Genomic DNA, 21669 nt, shown 5'->3' on the forward strand with positions numbered 1-21669 from the left:
GACCCTGCGTCAGGCGGTTAGCGAAACCAGTAGGGGTCGCCGACCTTTTTGCCGATTTGCATCGCCGCCGCGCACAACAGCCGGGAAAGACGCTGGATTTCCGTGTCATCCGCCATCGAGGCCGGAAAGGTCAGGCAAAACGCCACGGTTTCGCCGCTGTGGGGGTCGCCCACAGCGCAGCTGACCGACGCCGCGCCGGCCACCGCTTCGTTAACCGCCGACGCCCAATGGCAGCGGCGCACGACCGCCAGCCGATCCATCAGCTGGGTGAAATGCATCGGCAGGTCGTTGGCGGGCGACAGCACGGCGCGGAACTGGGCGTTCAGCTGGGTATCCGGCAGCCGGGCCAGCAGCGCGCGGCCGGTGGAGGTGCCCCAGGCCGGCGAGCGGGATCCCGCGTTGCGGATCACCCGCAGCGCGTGCACGCCTGGGATAACGCGCAGTACCAGCACATCGTTGCCGTCAAGCACCGACAGGTAACCGGTATGCCCGGTTAATCCGCACAGTTCGCGCAGCGCCTGTTCGATAAGATCCGTTAATGAGGAATTGCGCCGCACCAGATGGGTCACTTCCAGCAGCATCAGCCCGGGCTGATAGGCGAGCGAGCTGGCGTCCCGGTCCAAAAAGCCCGCTTCGGCCAGTTGCTTTAGCACGCGGGAGGCGGTGCTTTTGGGGAATTGCAAATGTTCGACCAAATCGGTCACCGTCACGCCGCGTTTCAGGGTGCTCATCAGGCGCAAAATCGCGGCGGTACTGTTCAGTATGCTCATGCTTATCTCATAAAATGGAACTCGGTCCCGTTATATAAGATAAGCAAAGGGCGTGCCAGTAGCGTTGTAATTATATCTAATTGATAAATATTGTATTTTTTTAGAGGCCTGCTTCTTGGCGATATTACATGTAAAAGGCTATGCACTAAATAGGTGCTTTTGCACCATCATGAGGCACCGGCTCCCCGCTAAGCCGGGCATTGGCGCGGCATGCCCAAGCGATGCCGCCGTCGCGCCACCCGCGGCAAAAATTAATTTGGCGCGGAAATGAATCAAAGGAATCATTTTGTCGCATCGTCTTCCCGACGGCGCCCTTCGCCAGCCGTACCTGCCGCCGCGAAAATGAATCAATTGAATCATTAGTAATCATTTTTGGCATACCTGTTGCAATCATGCTTATGACGATATGCATTAGGGACCCCTTTTATGGATCAGCTCACGCTCACTCAGGCCATTAATGCCCAGTACGAGTCCCTGCCGAAACAGGTGCGGCTGGCGGCCAGATTTGTCCTGGATCACCCGCAGGAAGTGGCGGTGATGTCCATGCGTGAACAGGCGCGGCTGGCGGGGATCCCGCCCTCCACCATGACACGGCTGGCCAAGCGCCTTGGACTCAAAGGGTATGACGATATCCGCGCTGTTTTTGTCAACGCGGTGCGCGCGAAAGGCTATGAATACGGCTCAAGGGTGCCGGCGCTGGTGGAAATGAAACAGAAGGTGGGCGAGTCTTCCCTGCTGCTGGAGCTGGCCAATACCACTGCCGGGCATATCCAGGCATCCTGCCGGGACGACAACCTTGCCGCCATGGTGCGCGCCGCCGCCATCCTAGCGCAGGCGCGGGATATTTATTGTCTTGGCCTGCGCTCGTCTTTCCCGGTGGCGTTTCATTTTTGCCATGTGGCGTCCTATTTCAAGGATAACGTCCATTTGGTGGAAGGGGCCGGGGAGAGCGGCGTCATGGCGCTGATGCGCACTCTCGGACCAAAAGACGCCCTGCTGGTCTCCTGCCTGTCGCCTTATTCGCGGCGCACGGTGGCCCTGACCCGCTACCTGTCCCAGCAAAAGGTGAAAATCGTCGCCATCAGCGATAACGCCAGCTCGCCGGTGGCGCGTCTGGCCGGTGAGACCATCCTGGTGAAAAAAAAGACCGCCTCTTTTTTCGACACCATAACGCCTGCCTTTATGGTGAGCGAATTACTGGTGGCGCTGATGGCCGCCACCTCGAAAGTGGATGTACGCGCCCTGGTCAGCGAGACCGAGGAAACGCTATGGGCAATGGGGGAGTGGTGGAGCGTGGATTGACCCGCCGCCGTTACCCACGTTTTTAGACAACCAGTACAGGACATGACTATGACCCGCTATAAACCGGAACTGACCACCGCGCCGAAACACGGCCATAAAAGCCTGCTGTATTCGGAAGTGGTTACCGACCTCAATACCCTGGAGTCGGTGGATATCGCCGTGCTGGGTATCCCCTACGGTTCGCCTTACTCCATCGATGAGGTGACCAACGACCAGACCAATGCGCCCACCGCCGTGCGCCAGGCCACCGATCGCGCCGTGCGCAGCATCGAGCGCTATGATTTCGACATCGGCGGCCCGCTGATGGACAACCAGCCGATCCGGATGGTGGACTGCGGCGATATCGCCGGCGACGCGCGTGAACTGGGCGGCCATTATGACGCCGCCGAAGCGGTGGTGCGCAAAATCATTTCCCTGGGCGGCATGCCGCTGGTGATAGGCGGCGACCATGGCATACCCATTCCGGTATTGCGCGCGCTTGACACCCTGGGACCCATTACCCTGGTCCATATCGATGCGCATCTGGACTGGCGCCAGGAGGTTAACGGCGTGACCGACGGTTACTCCAGCCCGATACGCCGCGCCTCGGAAATGGCGCATATCGGCGAAATTTTCCAGATCGGCCTGCGCGCCAACGGCTCGGCCCGCCAGGAGGAAGTGGACGCCGCGCTGGCGTATGGCGCGCATCTTATTACCGCCCACGAACTGCACGATGAGGGCGCGCAGTCGGTGCTCGATCGTATACCCGACGGCGGAAACTACTACATTACCCTCGATGCGGACGGTATCGATCCTACTATTATGCCTGCCGTCAACGGCCCGGCCCTGGGCGGCGTCACCTATTGCGAGGCGCGGAAAATCATCCACGGCCTGGTGAAAAAGGGCCGGGTGGTGGGCATGGATATCGTTGAGATCACGCCGAAAAAAGACCTGAACGGCATTACCGCCATTACCGCCTGCCGTTTTTTTGTCAACCTGATCGGCATGGCGGTGAGAGCGGGGTATTTCAGGAAATAACACCTAAGCCATTACTGCCGGCGCCGGCGCGGGTGCGGCGCCGGACCTGGTTCCTTTTTTCGTCTACACAGGATAATCGTTATGAAAAGACACTTCGTGATAGCGCTGCTGATGGGCGCGCTGGCCGCTTTTACCCTGACGGCGGCCAACGCCGCCGATGTGCTCGATAACATCATGAGCCAGAAAACGCTGCGCGTGGCGGTGCCGGTGGATTACCCGCCCTATGGATACGTAGGCGGCGATATGGCGCCGCAGGGGCTGGATATCGACGTGGCCAATCTGCTCGGGCAAAAGCTGGGCGCCAAGGTGATCCTGGTGCCGGTTACCGGACCGAACCGGGTGCCCTACCTGCAAACCGGTAAAGCGGACATGACCATCTCGTCGCTGGGCAAAACCGCCGAGCGGGCCAAGGTTATCGACTACAGCATCGCCTACGCGCCGTTTTTTGACGCGGTCTTCGGCGCCGACAAGACCCAGGCGGCCAATTTCGGCGAACTGGCCGGCAAAACCGTCGCCGTGACCCGCGGTTCAATGCAGGACGAAGAGCTAAGCCGGCTGGCGCCGGACGCGCAGGTAAAACGCTTTGAGGATAATAACAGCACCATCTCCGCCTTCTTGTCGGGCCAGACGCAGCTGGTGGCCATCGGCACCACGGTTGCCGCCGCGATGAAGCAAAAGCATCCGCAGTTGGACCTGCACCTGAAGGTAATTTTATCCAATTCGCCTTGTTACGTCGGGTTGCCAAAAGACCAACCCGCCCTGCTGGCCAAGGTCAACGAAATCCTGCGCGCCGCCAAGGCCGACGGCACCCTGGATAAGATTTCGCAAAAATGGCTGGGCGCCCCGGCGGGCGACCTGCCGGAATAAACCGGGATGCCGGCGCGCGGCATGACGATGACCACGGAGCGCGCACCGGCGCAGGGTCTGATGAACACCAGCGGACCCTGGCGGGCCCGGCTGGTTGACGACGCCAACAGGCCACGGCAGGAGCGGACATTATGACAACGACAGGTAATCCGGTTTGGCCAGAGCGGGGTGATAAACCCGGCGGGGCGGCCGTAGAAGTTGCCGCGCCGGGCGACACCCGGCCGCTGGCGCAGTGGGTGGCGGCCCTGGTTCCCGGGGAGATTCCGCAAGCGGTGAGCCGGGTGGCGCTGCGCTGCCTGGTAGACACCCTGGGCGTGATGCTGGCGGGTTCGGTTACCCCCGTCGCCGGCCGCGCCCGGCGGTTAACGGCGCAGACCTCGGCCGACGGTCACGCGGCGGTGGCGGGCGCCTCCCGGCGTCTTGCGGCGCCGGCGGCGGCGTTTGCCAATGGCGTCGCCGCCCACGCCCTCGATTTTGACGATAACTGTTATGCCGGATTTGTCCATGGCTCGGCGGTGATCGTGCCGGCGGCGCTGGCGGTGGCGCAGGCGCGCCATGCCGACGGCGCGGCGTTGCTGACCGCGCTGGTGGCCGGGGCGGAGTGCCAGTACCGCGTCGGCATGGCCCTTGGCCGCACCCTTTACGATCGCGGCTGGTGGACCACCGGCCTGCTTGGGGGCATCGGCGCGTGCGCGGCGGCCGCCAAACTGCTGGCGCTGGATGTGGACGCCACCGCGCATGCGTTAGGATTGGCGCTTGCCGGCGCCGGCGGCATGAAATGCGCGTTTGGCAGCGACGCCAAACCCCTGTTGGCGGGGCGCGCCGCCGAGGGCGGCGTGACGGCGGCGCTGCTGGCGCAACAGGGCGCGAACGGCCCCGCCGGCGCGCTGTCCCATGGCTACGGACTGGCGGCGCTGTGCAACAACGGCGAACTTGACGCCGGATGGCTGGCGCCGGGGGACGGACGCTGGTGCCTGCTGGCGCCGGGAGTGGATGTTAAACGCATCCCGGTCTGCCTCTCCTCACACGCGGCGGTGGACGGCGTGCTGGATCTGGCGAGGCGCCACCGGCTGGAACCGGACCAGATAGCCGGCATCGCCTGCGACGTGCCGCCGGTAGTCATGGCGAACCTGATCTACCCGCAGCCGCGCACCGCCCAGCAAGCGCAGTTTAGCCTGCCCTTCGCCATCGCGGCGTCGTTACTGTTCGGCGAATTGACCCTGGACCATCTGGACGACGGACTGATGACGGATAAGACCCTCATTGACCTGATGAGCCGGGTGAGCATGACCAGCGGCGCGCGCTGGGCCGACCCTGCGCTGTTCACCGACGCCCCGGAAGGCGCGGACGTGACGATAACCCTGCGCGACGGCGCTAAATTGCAGTGTTTTGTCGCCAAGGCCGCCGGCAGCGCCGCCCGCCCGCTGGAAGACCGGGCCCTGGGCGATAAATTTCTGCGCTGCGCCGCCCGCTGCCTGGCGCCGCAGGCGGCCGGACAACTGCTGGCGAGCCTGTGGCGGCTGCCCGTTATGACTGACGTGGCGACGCTGGCCCTGGCGGAACCGACACCAAAGGAGCATGGGTAATGGTTTTTGATTTTTCCCCGATTCTGCAGCAATGGCCGCTATTGCTTGGCGGTACGCTGGTCACCCTGGCCATGACGCTTGTGTCCACGCTGCTTGGACTGCTGCTTGGCATCGCCTGCGGCTGGGCGCGGGCCCACGGCGGCGTTTGGCTGCGTTTCGCGGTGGGGTGCTATGTCGAACTGGTGCGCAATACGCCGTATATCGTGCAGCTGTTTTTTATCTTTTTCGGCCTGCCCGCCCTGGGATTGCATATGTCGGCCGTGACCGCAAGCGTACTGTCGCTGGTGCTGAACCTCGGCGCCTACGCGGCCGAGATCACCCGCGCCGGCATTGAGGCCACGGCGCGCAGCCAGGTCGAAGCCGCCCAGAGCCTGGCGCTGGACCGCTGGCAGATTTTTACCCGCGTGGTGCTGCCGCCCGCGCTGTCGCGCGTCTGGCCGTCACTGATAAGCCAGGTGATTATCATCATGCTGGGATCGGCGGTTTGCAGCCAGATATCCACCGAGGAACTGTCGTTCAGCGCCAACCTGATCGCCAGTCGCTCTTTCCGCAATTTCGAAGCCTTTATCGTCGCCGCGGTGATTTACCTGGCGCTGGCGGTGATGGTGCGCCAGTTCCTCGGCTGGCTGGGGCCGCGGTTTATCTTCGGACCGTCGCTTGGGAAAAAATCATGAGTGATTTCTCTTTATGGGACATATACCGCAACCTGCTGCTGGCGCTGCGCTGGACCGTCGGCCTGTCGGCCATCGCGTTTGCCGGCGGCGGCATCGTCGGCGCCATCCTGTTGGTGCTCAGGCTGTCGCACCGGCGCTGGCTGCAGGTGCTGGTGATCCTCTATGTCAATCTGTTCCAGGGCACGCCTTTGCTGCTGCAACTGTTTTTGACCTATTTCGGCCTGGCGCTGCTGGGCGTCGACACCTCGCCGCTGTTCGCCGCCAGCCTGTGCCTGACCTTGTATGCCAGCGCCTATCTTACCGAAATCTGGCGCGGCAGCGTGGAGAGTATTCCCCGCCAGCAATGGGAGGCATCCGCCAGCCTGGCGTTAACCTTTGGCGAACAGCTGCGCTACGTCATCCTGCCCCAGGCGCTGCGGGTAGCGGTGGCGCCGACGGTGGGGTTTTTGGTCCAGGCGGTGAAGGCCACCGCCCTGGCGTCGGTGATAGGCTTCGTCGAGCTGACCCGCTCGGGACAAATTATTTCCAACGCCACCTTTGCCCCGTTCCTGGTCTACGGCAGCGTCGCGGCGCTTTATTTTATCCTGTGCTTTCCGCTGTCTTGGTGGAGCCGGCATTTAGAAAAACAACTCATCCAGGGAGCCGACGGACATGACTGATAGTACTCCTGCGGACACCGCCTTCGCGGTGGTCGATATTCGCGGCCTGCACAAGCGGTTTGGCGACAATGAGGTGCTCAAGGGCATTGATTTACAGATTAAACGCCAGGAAGTGGTCTGTATCCTGGGCAAGAGCGGCTCGGGTAAAAGCACGCTGCTGCGCTGCATCAACGGACTGGAAAGTTTTGAGGAGGGCGAGCTGACGGTGGACGGACAGGCCATCCGGCAGCATGACCCGGCCGCCATGCGCGAGCTGCGCCAAAACGTCGGCATGATTTTCCAGAGCTTTAACCTGTTTCCGCACCTGACGGTGGGTAAAAACGTCATGCTGGCGCCGACGCTGGTGAAAAAAATGCCGCGCGAACAGGCGGAGCGCACGGCGCGCGTTTTGCTAAAACGCGTCGGCCTGGAAGAAAAATTCACCACCTGGCCCGGCAATCTTTCCGGCGGCCAGCAGCAGCGGGTGGCGATTGCGCGCTCGCTGGCGATGAACCCCGAAGTGCTGCTGTGCGACGAAATCACCTCCGCCCTCGACCCCGAACTGGTGGGCGAAGTGCTGCAGGTGATCGAGGGGCTCGCCGCCGACGGCATGACCATCATCATGGTCACCCACGAAATGGGCTTTGCGCGCAAGGTCGCCGATCGCATCGTGTTTATGCACCAGGGGCGCGTCCATGAAATGGGGACCCCAGAGGACATTTTCGATCATCCGCGCACCGCGGAGTTAAAACAGTTCCTGGCGTGAAACGCCGGGCGAATGCCATACCCGGCCGGGGGCTTTCCGGCCACAAACCTAAAATCGCAACAATGGAGAACGCATCATGAGTCACACCCGTATCCGCCCTTTCAATACCAAGAAAACCTATCCCGAGCAGAATCTGGATAACGATTTGTGCCAGGCCGTGGTGGCCGGCAATATGGTATTCCTGCGCGGCCAGATAGGCCAGGACCTGGATACCCGCGAATCGGTGGGCAAGGGTGATGTGGCCGCGCAAACCGAGCAGGCCATGTACAATATCAACATGCTGCTGGAAGAAGCGGGCAGCAAGCTTGAGGATATCTGTAAGATCACGGTCTATCTGACCGATGTGCGCTACCGCGAGACGGTCTACAACATTATGGGCCGCTGGCTGAAAGGCGTGTTCCCGGTATCCACCGGGCTGATGATCACCTCGCTGGCGCGCCCGGAGTGGTGGGTGGAGATCGATGTTATCGCCGTAAAATCATAACCTGCCCCGCGGCCTGGCCGGTTGCCGCGCAGCAAAAGGCGGGGCGCCCCGTCATCATAAGCACGCCGCGCGCGGGGTAGAACGCCTTGATAGCAGCGGCGTTAACGCCGGCCCGAGGCCGTGAAACCAAAGGAGCCGTAATTGAGCGATGTCATAGAACTACTGTCGACGCTGGTGGGTTATCCGACGCTAAGCCGCCGCTCCAACCTGGCGCTGATTGATTTTGTCGAATCCTATCTGGCCGGTTACGGTATTGCCAGCCGCCGGGTTTACAGCGCCGACGGCGAGCGCGCCAATCTGTACGCCACCATCGGCCCCGTTGATCGGGGCGGTATCTGCCTGTCCGGCCATTCGGACGTGGTGCCGGCGCAGGGTCAGCCATGGAGCAGCGATCCCTTTGTCCTTACCCGGCGCGGCCAGCGTCTGTATGGCCGGGGCAGCGCCGATATGAAGGGCTACCTGGCCTGCGTACTGGCGATGGTGCCCCGCTTTATCCAGGCCGCCCGGGCCGCCGATGCCAGGCCGGTGCATATCGCCATCAGCTATGACGAGGAGATCGGCTGCGTCGGGGTGCGCGGGTTGCTTGCCGAGCTGGCGCGCGATCGGGCACGGCCCACCGGGTGTATTATCGGCGAGCCGACCCTGATGCGCGTCGCCACCGCCCATAAGGGGAAAAGCGCCTGGCGCTGCACGGTGCAGGGGCAGGCGGCGCACTCCTCGCAAAATCATCTGGGCGTGAATGCCATTGACTACGCCGCCGAACTGGTTCTGTTCCTGCGCAACCAGGGACGGCTGTGGCGCGACGGCGATACCGACGCCCGCTACGAACCGCCCTGGTCAACGGTACAGGTGGGCACCATCCACGGCGGCAGCGCGGTCAACGTGGTGCCCGATCGGTGCGAGTTCGATTTTGAAATCCGCCCGCTGCCGCACACCCGCCACCACCTGCTGGCAAACGCGCTGGATAACGTGGCCCGGGAGCTGCTGCCCGCGATGCGCGAGGTGGCTGAAGGCGCGGATATCCGGCTGGAGCTACAGTCGGAATATCCCGGGCTGCGCGACGACGGCTCCACCGATGAGCTCAAACAACGCTGTGCCGGCGCGCTGGAACAGGCGTCTTTTGACTCGCTGTCATTCGGCACCGAGGCGGGACTGTTCCAGCAGGCGGGTATTCCGACGGTGGTGTGCGGACCGGGGTCCATCGCCCAGGCGCATAAAGCCGATGAATATGTCACCCTCGAACAGCTGGAACTTTGCCAGGCGTTCCTGGGAAAGGTGTTGGGCTGCTAAGCAGGCAGCGGGAGAGCGGCTATTGCGCCTTGATCTGAGACATTAATTAGGCTGTGCGCGGCGCGGCAATAAACAGGCATTGCCGCGCCGGCGCCGTCACACCAGGGCCACGGCCCGGATGGGCGAGGCCGAACCCCCCTTGATGCGCAGCGGCAGGGCGAGGAATAAAAAGGTCTGCGGCAGGGCGTCAAGATTGGCCAGGTTTTCGATAATCAAGGCGCCGGCGCCCAGCACGATGTGATGGGAGGGATAATCGGCGTTGGTATAGGCATCCAACGACATGGCGTCCGTGCCAATGGCGTTGACGCCTTTATCGATCAGATAGCGGGCGCCGGCGGCGGACAGTCCGGGCCAATCGGCGATAAACGCCTGGTGGTGCGGTCTGTTGCGCCATTTTTTATCATAGCCGGTGCGAAATATCACGATATCCCCGGCGTTGATAGCGCCGTTCTGCGCCTCCCAGGCCGTAATCGCGGACAGGGCGATTTCCTGGCTTGGCTGCAGAAAAGAAACATCAATCTTGATGCCCCGGCCGATTAACCGCCGTGCCGCCACGGTCTCGATGGTGGCGCCGCCGGCGATAAAATGGGCGGGCGCATCCACATGGGTGCCGCAATGATCGCCCATATGCAGCAGGGTATTATAATTGCCATCGCCGCCGGCGATGGTCTCCTCGCTGCTTGTATGGAATTTGGGATGGGTCGGCCAGACCGGCATCAATTCTTCATAGAGATGGTTCAGCTCGATAATATCTTTCTTCAGCAACAGCTCGGCCAGTTCAGTATTCATATCACATTTTCCTCACGTTGACCGTTTCTTTGATCAGGAACAGCGGGATACAGGAGAGGGCCAGCACGCCGACGATCACCATATAATGCACGTCGAAGCCAAAGTGATGGATAATCCATCCGGCCGTCGGCGCCACCAGGATGCCCGCGATGCCCACCGCCAGGCCGATCATCAAACCCATGCTCGAGGCCGCCGCCTGGGGCGCCGAATCGATAAGCAGCGCGTAGGCCACCGGATAGGGGGAATTGCGAAACAGCCCCCAGAAAATCAGGATGATCCAGCCGACGGTGGCGGAGGTAATAAACATGCACAGCGCCGCCGCCAGGATCCATCCCAGGATAATGACGCACAGTGAAATCCTGCGGCCTTTGATATCGGAATAACCGCCCCACAAAATTTGCCCAATCCAGCCGGTAATGCCGGAGGCGCCGGAAATAATCGCCGCGGTGGAGAGGTCCAGCCCCACCTCACGCGTCAGCTGCAGTGTAAGGAAATTGGCGATGCCCATCTCCGCCCAGGTAAAACCGAAAATCAGGGCGATGGCCAGCAGGCAGTTGCGGTTCTTCAGGCAGGAAAAGGATTCCTTCAGGGTATGTCTGAGGTTGCTGGGCCGGCTTTGCCGGTGGTCCTCAATCGGCACCGTCAGGTTATTGTCTTTGATCCAGGTATAGACCTTATCCTGGTTTTTCCGCGTGCCGACAAAAAACTGCAGCACGACGATGCTCAGGCCAATCAGCGGGATAAACAGGAAGGCCTGCCTCCAGGTGCCGAAGGCCAGGATCAGCGCAATCAGCGCCGGCCCGATAAACTGCCCGAGCGGGAAGCCGGTATGATGCACGCCGATGGCGAACCCGCGGTTTTCCTTGTGCCACCACTCACCGAGCAGGGCGACGTTGATGGGCTCGGAGCCGCCGGTGCCCATGCCCATCATCACCCGCAGGAACTGGAAGGCGCCGAGGGTTTTGCAAAAGGCGGTGGCGACGCCGGCGACCACTTCGAACAATACCGCCACGGTCCAGCTATAGCAGCGTTTGTAGCCGGTGCCGATATAATCGGAAAATATCCCGAAAATCACCGCGCCCAGCAGCGTGCCGATAAAACTCAGGGAATTCAGCCAGCCGGCCTGCATTTCGCTAAGATTGAAATCCTTCATGATAGCCGGCAGCAGCGTGGGCAAGATGATCCGGTCGATGGAGTTCATCAGGATGGCCAGGGTGGTAATGACCAGCATCCACCAGGATATCGGATGCGCCTTCGGCAGGAACCGGCGAAAACCGCCGCCGTTATCGGGTTGCTGCCCTGAGGGGGACTGATGACCGCCGGGGGCGGTGGTATCGCTGTCTTGATGGTGCATTCTGAATTTTCCTCACGATGATTTTTATTATATTGCAGGGTCAAACTTTACTTCGGGGACTGCGGTGACTGCCTGGGACGTTTTGGGTTATGCAAAAAACGGGGACTCTCACTATAGGCAGAACAGAAATAAATATTGTGTCAACGACGATACGTAATAAGCCGCGAACCCACCCGCGCGGGTTGGCGTGCCGGTGCGACGTTATCCGCCGCGGGCGGGTTCGCGCGCGTTCAGGTGCGATAACGGCCGGGGCGCAACGCCCCGGCCGGCGTTGCCGGCAGAAAACTTGGGCCGGTCAGCTCGCCGTGGGCCACTGCGCCACGGTTTCGCGGGCGCCGTGGGTCAGCAGCGTTTGATAGGCCTGCTGCACCCGTTCGATAAACCGCGGGTTGGCGGGTAAATCATCGCCGAATACCGCCTGCAGGGAGAGCAGGGCATGCACCCGTTCCGCGCCTTGTTCGCTTTGCGCTACCAGGCCTTGTAGCTGGTCAAGCAGCGGATCGCTGACCTCGATGGGCTGGCCCTGCTCGTCGACGCCGCCGACAAACCGCATCCAGCCGGCAACGCCCAGCGCCAGGTAGTCAAAGCTGTCGCCCTGGCGCAAATGCCAGCGAATCGCATCCAGCCAGCGCTGCGGCAGTTTTTGCGTGCCGTCCATGGCGATCTGCCAGGTGCGGTGTTTCAGGGCGGTATTACGGTAGCGCGCGATCAGGGAATCGGCGTAGGCCGCGAGATCCACATCCACGGTGCGCAGCGTCGGCGCCTGCTCGTTTATCATCAGCTTCCTGGCCGCCGCGACGTAGTGCGGATCCTGCATGCAGTCGCTGATGTGCTGGTAACCGGCCAGGTAGCCCAGGTAAGCCAGGAAGGAGTGGCTGCCGTTAAGCATGCGCAGCTTCATTTCCTCGTAGGGCAGGACATCCTTGACCAGCTCCGCGCCGACCTTTTCCCAGGCGGGGCGGCCCTGGACAAAATTATCCTCGATAACCCACTGGCAAAAAGGCTCGCAGGCCACGCCGGCCGGGTCGTTGACGCCCAGCAGCTGTTGTATTTTCGCCAGGGTTTCATCCGTTACCGCCGGCACGATGCGATCTACCATGGTGGACGGAAAGGTGGCGTTGCCCTCAATCCAGCGGGCAAGGCCGTCATCCTCCAGCGCGGCCAGTTCAAGCACCACATTGCGCGTGACATGGCCGTTCTCCGGCATGTTGTCGCACGACATTACGCTAAACGCCGGTAAGCCGCGCTGCCGGCGCAGCTTGAGCGCGGCGACGATCACGCCGGCCACCGACTGCGGCTCATCCGGGTGGGCAAGGTCATGCAGGATAAGCGGATGCTGCTGGTTGAGCTTGCCGCTGGCGGGGTGGTGGCAGTAACCTTTCTCGGTGACGGTAATGGAGACGATGGCGATGTCCGGATGCGCCATGGCGTCAAGTATGGCCTGGATGCCGTCCACGCTTTGGTGCATGGCGCGTTTTACCGTGCCCACCACGCGGCAGCTCCAGCCCGTGTCGGCCATTTCCGAAACCGAATACAGCAGATCCTGGCGCTGGATATCGGCTATCTGCTTCTCGCCGCCAATCAGGTTCACCTCGCAATAGCCCCAGTCGCTGCCATGCTCCGCCGCCAGCCGGTCGGCGTATACCCCTTGGTGCGCGCGATGGAACGCGCCGAATCCGAGATGGACGATACGTGTCTTGATGCGGTCGCGATCGTATTTCGGCGTGCTGACGCCCTCGGCCACGGGACTTGTTGCTGATAATGTCATCATAATCATAGGCTCGGTGTTGAAATGAAAAAGGAACAGCGCGGCGATGGCCGGGGGCCATCGCCTGGATCACCACATCAGAATTTCAAGATGACCTTGCAGCAATGGCGCTGATCTTTCTCGAATATCGTCAATGCGGCTTCCACTTCCGCTGCGTCCATATAATGGGTAATCAATTTGGCCACATCGATCTTGCCCTGCACCATCCACTCGATAACCTGGGGAAAACGGTGGCTGTTCAGGCGCGAGGTGAAAATAGAGATTTCCTTACTGGTGATGCTCTGCTGCGTCACGCTGCTCGCCTCGCCGGAAAATCCCAGCAGGCCGATGCGCGCCGCCGGCGAGGCGAGATTGACCGCCTCCTGCAGGATGGCGGGGTGACAGGCGGCATCAATCACCAGCGTCGGCCGGATGCCCTGTTGCGCCAGCGCGTCCTGCAAGGACAGGCCGGTATTGTTGATCACCTGGTCGGCGCCGCTGTCCAGCGCCATCTCAAGACGTTCCGCGATGCGGTCGGCGACGATTACCCGGCTGACACCATACACCCCTTTCAGCACCTGTACAGCGGTCAGGCCCATCGGTCCGGCGCCATACACCAGCGCCACGTCGCGCGGCGTGGGCTGCAAAAAGGCGGTAATATTGGCGGCGATGGTAAACGGCTCCACCATGCTGGCCACCTGGTCCGGTATTTCTGCCGGGATGACGTAGGCATTTTCAGCCGGCGCGCAGGCGTATTCGCTAAAGCCGCCGTCGCGGTGCACGCCGATAACCGACAGTTCGGTACACACATTCGGCCGTCCCACCGAGCAGGGATAGCAATGGCCGCAGCTGACGACCGGATCGACCGCCACCCGTTCGCCGATACGGCCCGCGTCCACGCCCGCGCCCACCGCGTCGATTTCGCCGAAAAACTCATGGCCGATAACCCGGGGATATTTGGCGAAAGGGTTGTGTCCATGGTAAATGTGCACATCGGAGCCGCAGATGCCGGCATATTTTACCCGCACGCGCACTTCACCGGCGGCGGGTTGCGGGATCGCGCGCTGCTGGATCGCCAATTTGCCGGGTTGTTCGATAACTACGCTGTTCATCGCCGCTTCTCCTGTTACCAGTTCCACAAGGTGCCGTCTTCCAGACGCGCCACCGGTAAATGGGCCGGTTCATAGGGGTATTTCGCCGCCAGTTTTTCATCGAATTCGATGCCCAGCCCCGGCTTGTCGCCCGGATGCATATAACCGTCGTCAAACGTCCAGTTATGCGGGAACACTTCCAGCATCTGTTCGCTATACCCCATATATTCCTGCACGCCGAAGTTAGGCACCCACAGGTCAAAATGCAGCGCCGCCGCCATGCAGACCGGCGAAAGGTCGGACGGGCCGTGCGAGCCGGTGCGCACCTGGTAAAGCGAGGCGAAATCCGCAATCCGGCGCATGCCGGTAATGCCGCCCGCATGGGTAATGGTGGTGCGGATATAGTCGATCAGCTGCTCTTCGATAAGCTGTTTACAATCCCAGATACTGTTGAAGACTTCGCCCACCGCAATCGGCGTCACGGTGTGCTGGCGGATCAGGCGGAAACTGGACTGGTTCTCCGCCGGCGTAGGATCTTCCATCCAGAACAGGCGGTAGGGCTCGACGCTTTTACCGAAGCGGGCGGCTTCGATGGGCGTCAGGCGATGGTGCATATCGTGCAGCAGGTGTTCATTAAAGCCGAATTTCTCACGCACCGCCGCGAACAGCTGCGGGGTAAAATCGAGGTATTTTTCCGTCGACCACAGCTGCTCTTCCGGCCAGCTGCCCTTGGTGGCCGGCTCGTAGGCCAGGCCTTTGCCCTTGGCCATGCCGTAGGTGGTTTTCATGCCGGGTACGCCGCACTGCACGCGAATGGCCTTGAAGCCCATTTCCTGATGTTTGGCGTAATCGTCCAGCACTTCGTCTATAGTATGGCCGGTGGTATGGCAGTACACCATGACGCCGGTACGCGACGCGCCGCCCAACAGCTGGTATAGCGGCATATTCGCGGCCTTGGCCTTAATGTCCCACAGCGCCATATCCACGGCGGAAATGGCGGACATGGTCACCGGCCCGCGCCGCCAGTAGGCGCCTTTATAAAAGAATTGCCAGATATCCTCGATTTGATGGGCGTCGCGGCCGATCAACTGCGGACAGACATGGTCCTTAAGATAGGAGGCTACCGGCAGTTCGCGGCCATTGAGCGTGGCGTCGCCCAGCCCCGTGAGGCCGTCGTCGGTGGTGATTTTCAACGTCACAAAATTTCTGCCGGGGCAGGTGACAAAGACTTCCGCTTTTACAATTTTCATCAATATGACCCTTAGCAACAAACAGGTTGACCACTAATCAATGCATACTACCATACAAGTTACGTTAAGGTATTTTTGCTACATTGATCACATTTTTACGTTTATCTCGCCCTATCCCTCATTCGCCGGGGCGCTATGCCCGCCAACGCCGTGCTACAACACGCACGTGCTAACGCGGGCCCCCGCTTAATGCCTGGTCCAGTCCTGGTATTCTTGCTTGCGCCGCAGCGGCGCCGTCTCCGGCATCAGCGCCAGGCCTATTACCGACGCCACCCCCAGCACCGTGACATACATCGCCAGACCGTAATAATGCCCGCCGGTGACCTGCAATATTTTTACCGCCACCAGGCCGAGCACGCCGCTGCCGATCAACGAGCCGATTTGCCAAATAAGGGCGATGCCGCTGCAGCGGATATGGGTTGGGAACAGTTCGGGGAAAAAAGACGCCTGCGGCGCGTAGCACATGCTATGCCCAAGGGTCAGCACCAGTATCATCACCAACTGCGTCAGCCAGAAACTGTCCTGGTTAATGGCCAGGAAAAACGGCACGATCATAATCACTTGCAGCAGCGCGCCCGCCATATAAACGGGTTTGCGCCCCAGGCGATCCGACAGATGCCCCATTAGCGGGATGGCGGGGATCTCCAGCGCCACGGCGATAATCATGGTTTCCATCAGCAGGTTGGTACTGAGATTATTGGCCTTGACGTAGGCCAGCACAATCACGGTAAACATGGCGAAGACGCAGGCTTCAATCAGCTTCGCGCACACCCCCTTGACGACGATGCCGGGAAAGTCGCGGATCACTTCCATGACCGGACGCGACTCCACGGCTTTGGTGGCGCGGATTTTAGCGAACACCGGCGACTCGTCGATACGCAGGCGGATAAACAGCCCCACCACCACCAGCAGCAGGCTGAGCAGGAACGGAATGCGCCAGCCGAAGCTCATCATCTGCTCGGGGGACAGGGCGGCGTTCAGCGCGGCAAACAACGCCAGCGGCAATAAAAAGCCCAGCGGCGCGCCGATTTGCACCCAACTGGCAAAAAAGCCGCGCCGGGCGGGCTGTGAATACTCGGCGGTCATCAGCACCGCTCCCGCCTGTTCGCCGCCGACGCCGAACCCCTGCAATATACGGATTAGGATCAGCAGCACCGGCGCCCAAACGCCGATTTTCTCATAGGTGGGCAGCAGGCCGATGCAAAACGTACCGAGACCGACGATCAAAATGGTGATCACCAGCGCTTTCTTGCGCCCGACTTTATCGCCGATATGGCCGAAGACGATGCCGCCGACGGGGCGCGCCAAAAAGCCCACCGCATAGGTGGCGAAGGCCGCCAGGGTGCTGACCAGCGGGTCGCTGCTGGGGAAAAACAGATGACCGAAAAACAGCACCGCGGCGGTGCCGTAGGCAAAAAAATCATAATATTCCGCCGCCGTGCCGATGGCCGACGCGCTGGCAACGCGGCGTATCAACGACCGTGAGTCTTTTTCGCTGAGCGTTTCTGTCTGAGTCGCCATGTTTTCACCTTTCAGTAGGGGGAGGTCATGCCGGAGGGAATGCAACAGGAAAAATAGTTCTGAACCAACTACCATACAAGTAATAAATGGTCATTTTTCAGCGGCGATCACATTTTTAGCCAAAACCGCCGCCATGGCGTGCACTCATCAGCAGGAAAGGGAAAGCGGCCCCATGCCGGAGCCGGGGGGGTTAAAGAATAAGGCTGCCGAGCAGGAAACCGAACACCACCGAGAAGGTGACGCCCAGCGTGCCGGGAATAAAGAACGGATGGTTAAAGACAAACCGGCCAATACGGGTGGTGCCGGTATCGTCCATCTGTACCGCCGCCACCAGGGTAGGATAGGTCGGCAGGATAAACAGCCCCGAGACAGCGGCAAACGACGCCACCACGGTCAGGGGCGAGACGTTCAGCGCCAGCGCCATCGGCATCAGCGCCTTGGCGGTGGCGGCCTGCGAATACAGCAGTGCGGAGCAGAAAAAGAAAATCACCGCCAGCAGCCAGGGATGGCCCTGGATAACGCCGCCCGCCGTCGTTTTGATCCAATCCAAATTGGCCTGGACAAACGTATCGCCCAGCCAGGCCACGCCCAGGATACAGATACAGGCGCTCATTCCCGCCTTAAAGGTGCTGGAATTGATCACCGCTTCGGTGGCGACGGCGCAGGTGAGGGTAATCAGGGTGGCGACGCTGAGCATAATGATAAGGATGGCGCTGGTGGTGGTCATGACCGGGGTTGCCACCAGGCCGAGGCCGGGACTGTTGATAATGGCGTAGGCGACGACGCCCAGCACGCCGGCAAGGAACAGCAGCACCGATATTTTCGCCCGCGGCTTGATCTGCGTCACCTGGTTGCCGCGCAGGGCGACCAGGCCGTCCTCAAGCCGTTTCAGATAAACCGGGTCATCGGACAGCCTGGCGTTAAACAGTCTCCCGACCAGCAGCGACATCAGCACCACGCCGCAAAAGGTGGAGGGAATGACCACCGACAACAGGTGGATATAGCTCACGCCATGGCTTTCCATCACGGACGACATATACACCACCGCCGCGGATATCGGCGAGGCGGTAATGGCGATTTGCGCGGAGACCACCGCGGTGGAGAGGGGACGGCAGGGTTTAATGCCCTGTTCCTTGGCCACTTCCGCAATCACCGGCAGGGCGGAAAGCGAAATATTGCCGGTGCCGGCAAACAGGGTCAGGAAATAGGTCACCACCGGCGCCAGCAGCGTAATGTGCCGGGGGTTTTTACGCAGTATTTTTTCCGTTTGCTGTACCAGGTAATCCATGCCGCCGGCGACCTGCATGGCGGCGATGGCGGCGATAACCGCCATGATGATGGAAATGACGTCGAACGGGATGCTGCCGGGTTTAACCCCGAGCATCGCCAGGACCAGCACGCCGAGGCCGCCGGCAAAGCCGATGCCGATACCGCCCAGGCGGGCGCCGAGGAAAATAGCCAGTAAGACAATGATAAGTTCGACCGCTAGCATAACCGGCCTCCCCGTGGCTGGGACCTGAACCCTATCGCCGCCGGTCTTATCCCGCCAGGAGAAGAGAGACTGTCATGGAAAAATACCGGAAAGACCTGAAGTGTGAAGCAAATAGGGCCGCTGGGACGAGCGTTTAACATGCAAATCTCCTTTTAAGCATCGTATTGACGAGCAGATCGGTAAAAATAGGGCTATTGGCTGTATTTCCAAACGGATCAACCACGATTATTATTTCTGGCCCAATCATATGCTGTTTTCCCGGCAATACATGTCGCCAGATCACTATCCACGGTCGTGAAAACGACAGAATGTGATATCTGCGATTATTCTCACAAATCCTTCAGAATTATCGCGCCCGTCTAGGGTAAGTTCAGGCATTACCGGCAACGGACAGCGGCTGGCGGGTGTGATGGCGATGTGCGGTATAGGGCTGAAAAAATCCCAACGGTGCGCCGGCGTTACCGGATGGGGGGACGCTGTAGGTTACCGTGCAACAGTATGGCGCTAAGCCGGATACGGTCAGCTCCCTGGAGAGCAGGGTCCGCATTGCAGTGAAAGGGTTTTCCGCGCGGGGTTGGGCCGGCGGGGAGGGCGGTGCGGGTTATGTCAAATCGTGCAGGTCTTTCGCCTGCGGCTTGCCGAGGCGGATATCGTCGAAGGCGACCGTCAGCCCCGCGCGTTCCGGCGTGCAGCACATCACGCCGGCGAACCAGGGCGGCGCGGACGGAAACGGGCAAAGGCGCAGCAGCGGCCAGTATTTCCCGTCGGCGGAATATTGCAGCCGCACGCAGCCGTCGGCGAGCGTCAGACGCAGCCAAAAACAGCCGGCGTCGCCCGCGAACGGCATGCTTGACCAGTCGGAGTCCGGCGCGGTCAGCACGCTGCCCATCATCGGCTGGTCGTCGGTATATTCGATCCCCGCTTTCAGCCAATGCCTATGGTCCTTAAGCACCATCAGGCCGGCCTGATCGTATAACCGGCGATAATCGCCGCGCACGCGCGCCTGCAATGTGAAATCCGCGCGCATATCGCAGCCGAACACATGGCCGGAATGACGCTGGAATCCGTACCAGGTCCGTTGCCAGAAATCCGTCTTGCCGTTGGTCGCCACCCGCAGCACCGACCCGTTCAGGGCCCATTGATCCGGCTCGTTAAACCAGCGCCAGCCTGAAAAATCCATCACCGCCTCTCCCTGGGTTATTATCCGCAGAAAAGAGTAGCCGACGTCCTTGATACGCGCAAATTAAGCCTAGGTCACCACGGTTTCGACGCTGCCGCGCGCGGTGATGGCGCTGCCCATGCCCGCCGTAATGGAAAATACGACGGCGATAATCTGGGTCGGCGTCAAGGTTTCCGACAGCATGACAAAGGCCACCAGCGCCGCGACGGCCGGCTCCATGCTGACCAGGATACCGAAGGCCTTATGCGGCAGCCGCTTTAAAGCGGCCATTTCCAGCGTCATCGGCAGGGAACTGGAGAGCAGGGCGATAAGCAGCCCCATGGCCAGCAGGTCGGGACGGGTAAGGATGGCGCCGGCATCCATCATGCCCACCGGCAAGGTGACCATCGAGGCGAACACCAGGCCGACGGCCACGGTTTGGCCCGAGTGCAGGTGGCTGACGGTCTTGCCGAACACAATATACAGCGCCCAGCATAACGCGGCGGCCAGCGCAAACAGCACGCCGGACAGCGGCAGCCCGCTGTCGTTGCCTCGCAGCGGCAACAGCAGCAGAACGCCGGTAACGGCCAGGGCTATCCAGATAAAATCGCTGAGTTTGCGGGAATACAGTACGGTAACGGCCAGGGGGCCGACAAATTCAATCGCCACCGCCAGGCCGAACGGGATGCTTTCGAGGGCGAGATAAAAGCACAGGTTCATCATCCCAAGCGTCAGGCCGTAAAGGGCGATGGATTGATACTCGCGCAAGGTGATTGACGCCCGCCAGGGACGCCACAGCAACATCAGGACGATGGCGGAAAACCCCGTCCTGAGCGCGGTGGTGCCGGTGGCGCCGATCAGGGGAAACAGCAACGCCTTGGCAAGCGAGGAACCGATGCTGAGCGACAATATGGAACCCAATACCAACAGAAAGGGAATCAGTCTGGCGGCGGCGGAGGATGACATGAGACGTTCCCTTTAATGTGATGATTTAACCCGGTGACAGGCGCCGGTTATCTTCCGTACGCGGCGGTTCAGAGATCTTCCAGCGGCACCTGTTTGAGGGTTTCCACGCGCATCAGCAGCGCGTACAGCGGCTGCAGGCGGGTAAAATCCCGCATCAGCCGCGCAGCCAGCGCCGGTGAAAACAGGGAGGCGATATTATTATCCGTCGTCATCACGGCAAAGGATTTGCGATTGTACCAGCTCGCCAGCGCCGGATCCTGGTCTTTGATCAGCGGGCGTTTATAGCTTTCGCCGGCCAGCGCAAACGGCGCGCGCGCGCAGGCGGCGGCGCGGGCAAACTCTTCCGGCTGGCGCAGCATCAGGTGGCGAAAACGGTCCATGGTGGCTTTGCTGGCGGAGTAATAGCCCAGGCCATAATGAAAAAAATCGGGGGTGATTTCGAAAAAAAACACCGGCGCGTCGGTCCATTCCTTTGAATGGCGTTTAAAGGTCAGCCACATGCGATTGCGAAATAGCGATTTATCGCGGGAAAACCGGGTATCGCGATACATGCGCGACAGCGTTTTGCCCACCGCCGGGCGCGTTTCGACCTGGTCGTCGATGGCCAGCATCGCCGGGGCAAGATCCTCCACCAGGGCGCGAAACGGGGCCAGCAGATGGCGCTGATACTCCCCGCGATGAGACTCGAACCACTCCTTGCTGTTTTCCTTGACCACCTGTTGCAGAAATTCCAGCCCGGTGGGCGTAAAACCCTGGAAAGAAGACGACGGCACTGTGACGACCTTAATGTGATTGGGACGGTTTCCCGCGGTTGCTATAGCCATTGTGGCGAGTCGGTCCTGACCTTTCAACCGGATTTTCGCCGGACGGCGCCCGCGGGGATAACGCGATTGGCGCCATGGCCGG

General features: G+C 60.9%; 21 protein-coding genes. 9 read left to right on the top strand and 12 right to left on the bottom strand.

The features are described from left to right. Positions 1-17 precede the first annotated feature (17 nt). Both ABUK12_RS01905 and ABUK12_RS01910 read right to left on the bottom strand, forming a co-directional pair. Complete coding sequence (locus ABUK12_RS01905) at positions 18-770, bottom strand: IclR family transcriptional regulator (RefSeq protein ID WP_410014695.1); 753 nt, start codon at positions 768-770, stop codon at positions 18-20. A gap of 145 nt (positions 771-915) precedes the next feature. Next, positions 916-1182: a hypothetical protein gene (locus ABUK12_RS01910; RefSeq protein ID WP_410014696.1), complete on the bottom strand. Its 267-nt coding sequence runs from the start codon at positions 1180-1182 to the stop codon at positions 916-918. A 14-nt stretch (positions 1183-1196) separates the two neighbouring features. Here ABUK12_RS01910 and ABUK12_RS01915 point away from each other — a divergent pair, with 14 nt between their 5' ends. The 9 genes from ABUK12_RS01915 to argE all read left to right on the top strand — a co-directional run bounded on the left by ABUK12_RS01915 (position 1197) and on the right by argE (position 9394). After that, positions 1197-2072 carry a MurR/RpiR family transcriptional regulator gene (locus tag ABUK12_RS01915; protein ID WP_410014697.1) on the top strand — a complete coding sequence of 292 codons (876 nt, stop codon included), beginning with the start codon at positions 1197-1199 and terminating at the stop codon, positions 2070-2072. A gap of 48 nt (positions 2073-2120) precedes the next feature. After that, positions 2121-3089 (top strand): agmatinase, encoded by a 969-nt coding sequence (locus ABUK12_RS01920; protein WP_410014698.1) that lies wholly within the window; start codon positions 2121-2123, stop codon positions 3087-3089. Positions 3090-3170: 81 nt separating this feature from the next. Further along, the gene (locus tag ABUK12_RS01925; protein WP_410014699.1) at positions 3171-3956 is read left to right on the top strand and encodes a transporter substrate-binding domain-containing protein; all 786 of its coding nucleotides are present in this window, start codon (positions 3171-3173) and stop codon (positions 3954-3956) included. A 131-nt stretch (positions 3957-4087) separates the two neighbouring features. Continuing rightward, a complete protein-coding gene (locus tag ABUK12_RS01930; protein ID WP_410014700.1) occupies positions 4088-5542 on the top strand; it encodes an MmgE/PrpD family protein in 1455 nt (484 codons plus the stop codon). Next, a complete protein-coding gene (locus ABUK12_RS01935) occupies positions 5542-6216 on the top strand; it encodes an amino acid ABC transporter permease (RefSeq protein WP_410014701.1) in 675 nt (224 codons plus the stop codon). The genes ABUK12_RS01930 and ABUK12_RS01935 overlap by 1 nt, the downstream gene beginning before the upstream one ends. Beyond that, positions 6213-6875, top strand: a complete 663-nt coding sequence (locus tag ABUK12_RS01940; RefSeq protein WP_410014702.1) for an amino acid ABC transporter permease — start codon at positions 6213-6215, stop codon at positions 6873-6875. Before ABUK12_RS01935 ends, ABUK12_RS01940 begins: the two co-directional genes overlap by 4 nt. Beyond that, the gene (locus ABUK12_RS01945; RefSeq protein WP_410014703.1) at positions 6868-7620 is read left to right on the top strand and encodes an amino acid ABC transporter ATP-binding protein; all 753 of its coding nucleotides are present in this window, start codon (positions 6868-6870) and stop codon (positions 7618-7620) included. The genes ABUK12_RS01940 and ABUK12_RS01945 overlap by 8 nt, the downstream gene beginning before the upstream one ends. Positions 7621-7693: 73 nt before the next feature. Next, entirely contained in the window at positions 7694-8104 is a 411-nt protein-coding gene (locus ABUK12_RS01950; RefSeq protein WP_410016801.1) for a RidA family protein, read from the top strand. Positions 8105-8245: 141 nt separating this feature from the next. Further along, positions 8246-9394, top strand: coding sequence for an acetylornithine deacetylase (argE, locus tag ABUK12_RS01955; protein ID WP_410014704.1), 1149 nt, complete (start codon positions 8246-8248; stop codon positions 9392-9394). 96 nt (positions 9395-9490) lie between these two features. On the opposite strand, the gene ABUK12_RS01960 is transcribed toward argE, so the two are convergent. From ABUK12_RS01960 to ABUK12_RS02005, 10 genes are all read right to left on the bottom strand, one after another. Beyond that, entirely contained in the window at positions 9491-10183 is a 693-nt protein-coding gene (locus ABUK12_RS01960) for a cyclase family protein (protein ID WP_410014705.1), read from the bottom strand. A gap of 1 nt (position 10184) precedes the next feature. Continuing rightward, on the bottom strand, positions 10185-11537 hold the full coding sequence (locus ABUK12_RS01965; RefSeq protein WP_410014706.1) for an MFS transporter: 1353 nt from the start codon (positions 11535-11537) through the stop codon (positions 10185-10187). A gap of 295 nt (positions 11538-11832) precedes the next feature. Continuing rightward, positions 11833-13305 (bottom strand): mannitol dehydrogenase family protein, encoded by a 1473-nt coding sequence (locus ABUK12_RS01970; protein WP_410016802.1) that lies wholly within the window; start codon positions 13303-13305, stop codon positions 11833-11835. Positions 13306-13382: 77 nt separating this feature from the next. Next, positions 13383-14396 carry a Zn-dependent oxidoreductase gene (locus tag ABUK12_RS01975; protein WP_410014707.1) on the bottom strand — a complete coding sequence of 338 codons (1014 nt, stop codon included), beginning with the start codon at positions 14394-14396 and terminating at the stop codon, positions 13383-13385. Between the two features lie 14 nt (positions 14397-14410). Beyond that, positions 14411-15625 (bottom strand): D-mannonate dehydratase ManD, encoded by a 1215-nt coding sequence (gene manD / locus ABUK12_RS01980; protein WP_331123072.1) that lies wholly within the window; start codon positions 15623-15625, stop codon positions 14411-14413. A 186-nt stretch (positions 15626-15811) separates the two neighbouring features. Next, positions 15812-17146: an MFS transporter gene (locus ABUK12_RS01985; RefSeq protein ID WP_410014708.1), complete on the bottom strand. Its 1335-nt coding sequence runs from the start codon at positions 17144-17146 to the stop codon at positions 15812-15814. Between the two features lie 190 nt (positions 17147-17336). Beyond that, complete coding sequence (locus tag ABUK12_RS01990) at positions 17337-18638, bottom strand: anaerobic C4-dicarboxylate transporter (protein ID WP_410014709.1); 1302 nt, start codon at positions 18636-18638, stop codon at positions 17337-17339. 601 nt (positions 18639-19239) lie between these two features. Beyond that, positions 19240-19818 carry a DUF1349 domain-containing protein gene (locus ABUK12_RS01995; RefSeq protein ID WP_410016803.1) on the bottom strand — a complete coding sequence of 193 codons (579 nt, stop codon included), beginning with the start codon at positions 19816-19818 and terminating at the stop codon, positions 19240-19242. A 69-nt stretch (positions 19819-19887) separates the two neighbouring features. Further along, positions 19888-20763 (bottom strand): EamA family transporter, encoded by an 876-nt coding sequence (locus ABUK12_RS02000; RefSeq protein ID WP_410014710.1) that lies wholly within the window; start codon positions 20761-20763, stop codon positions 19888-19890. Between the two features lie 68 nt (positions 20764-20831). Beyond that, positions 20832-21587, bottom strand: a complete 756-nt coding sequence (locus ABUK12_RS02005) for a DUF2461 domain-containing protein (protein WP_410014711.1) — start codon at positions 21585-21587, stop codon at positions 20832-20834. Between the last annotated feature and the right edge of the window lie 82 nt (positions 21588-21669).

The sequence above is a fragment of the Sodalis sp. C49 genome, assembly GCF_046352915.1.
Classification (GTDB): domain Bacteria; phylum Pseudomonadota; class Gammaproteobacteria; order Enterobacterales; family Enterobacteriaceae; genus Acerihabitans.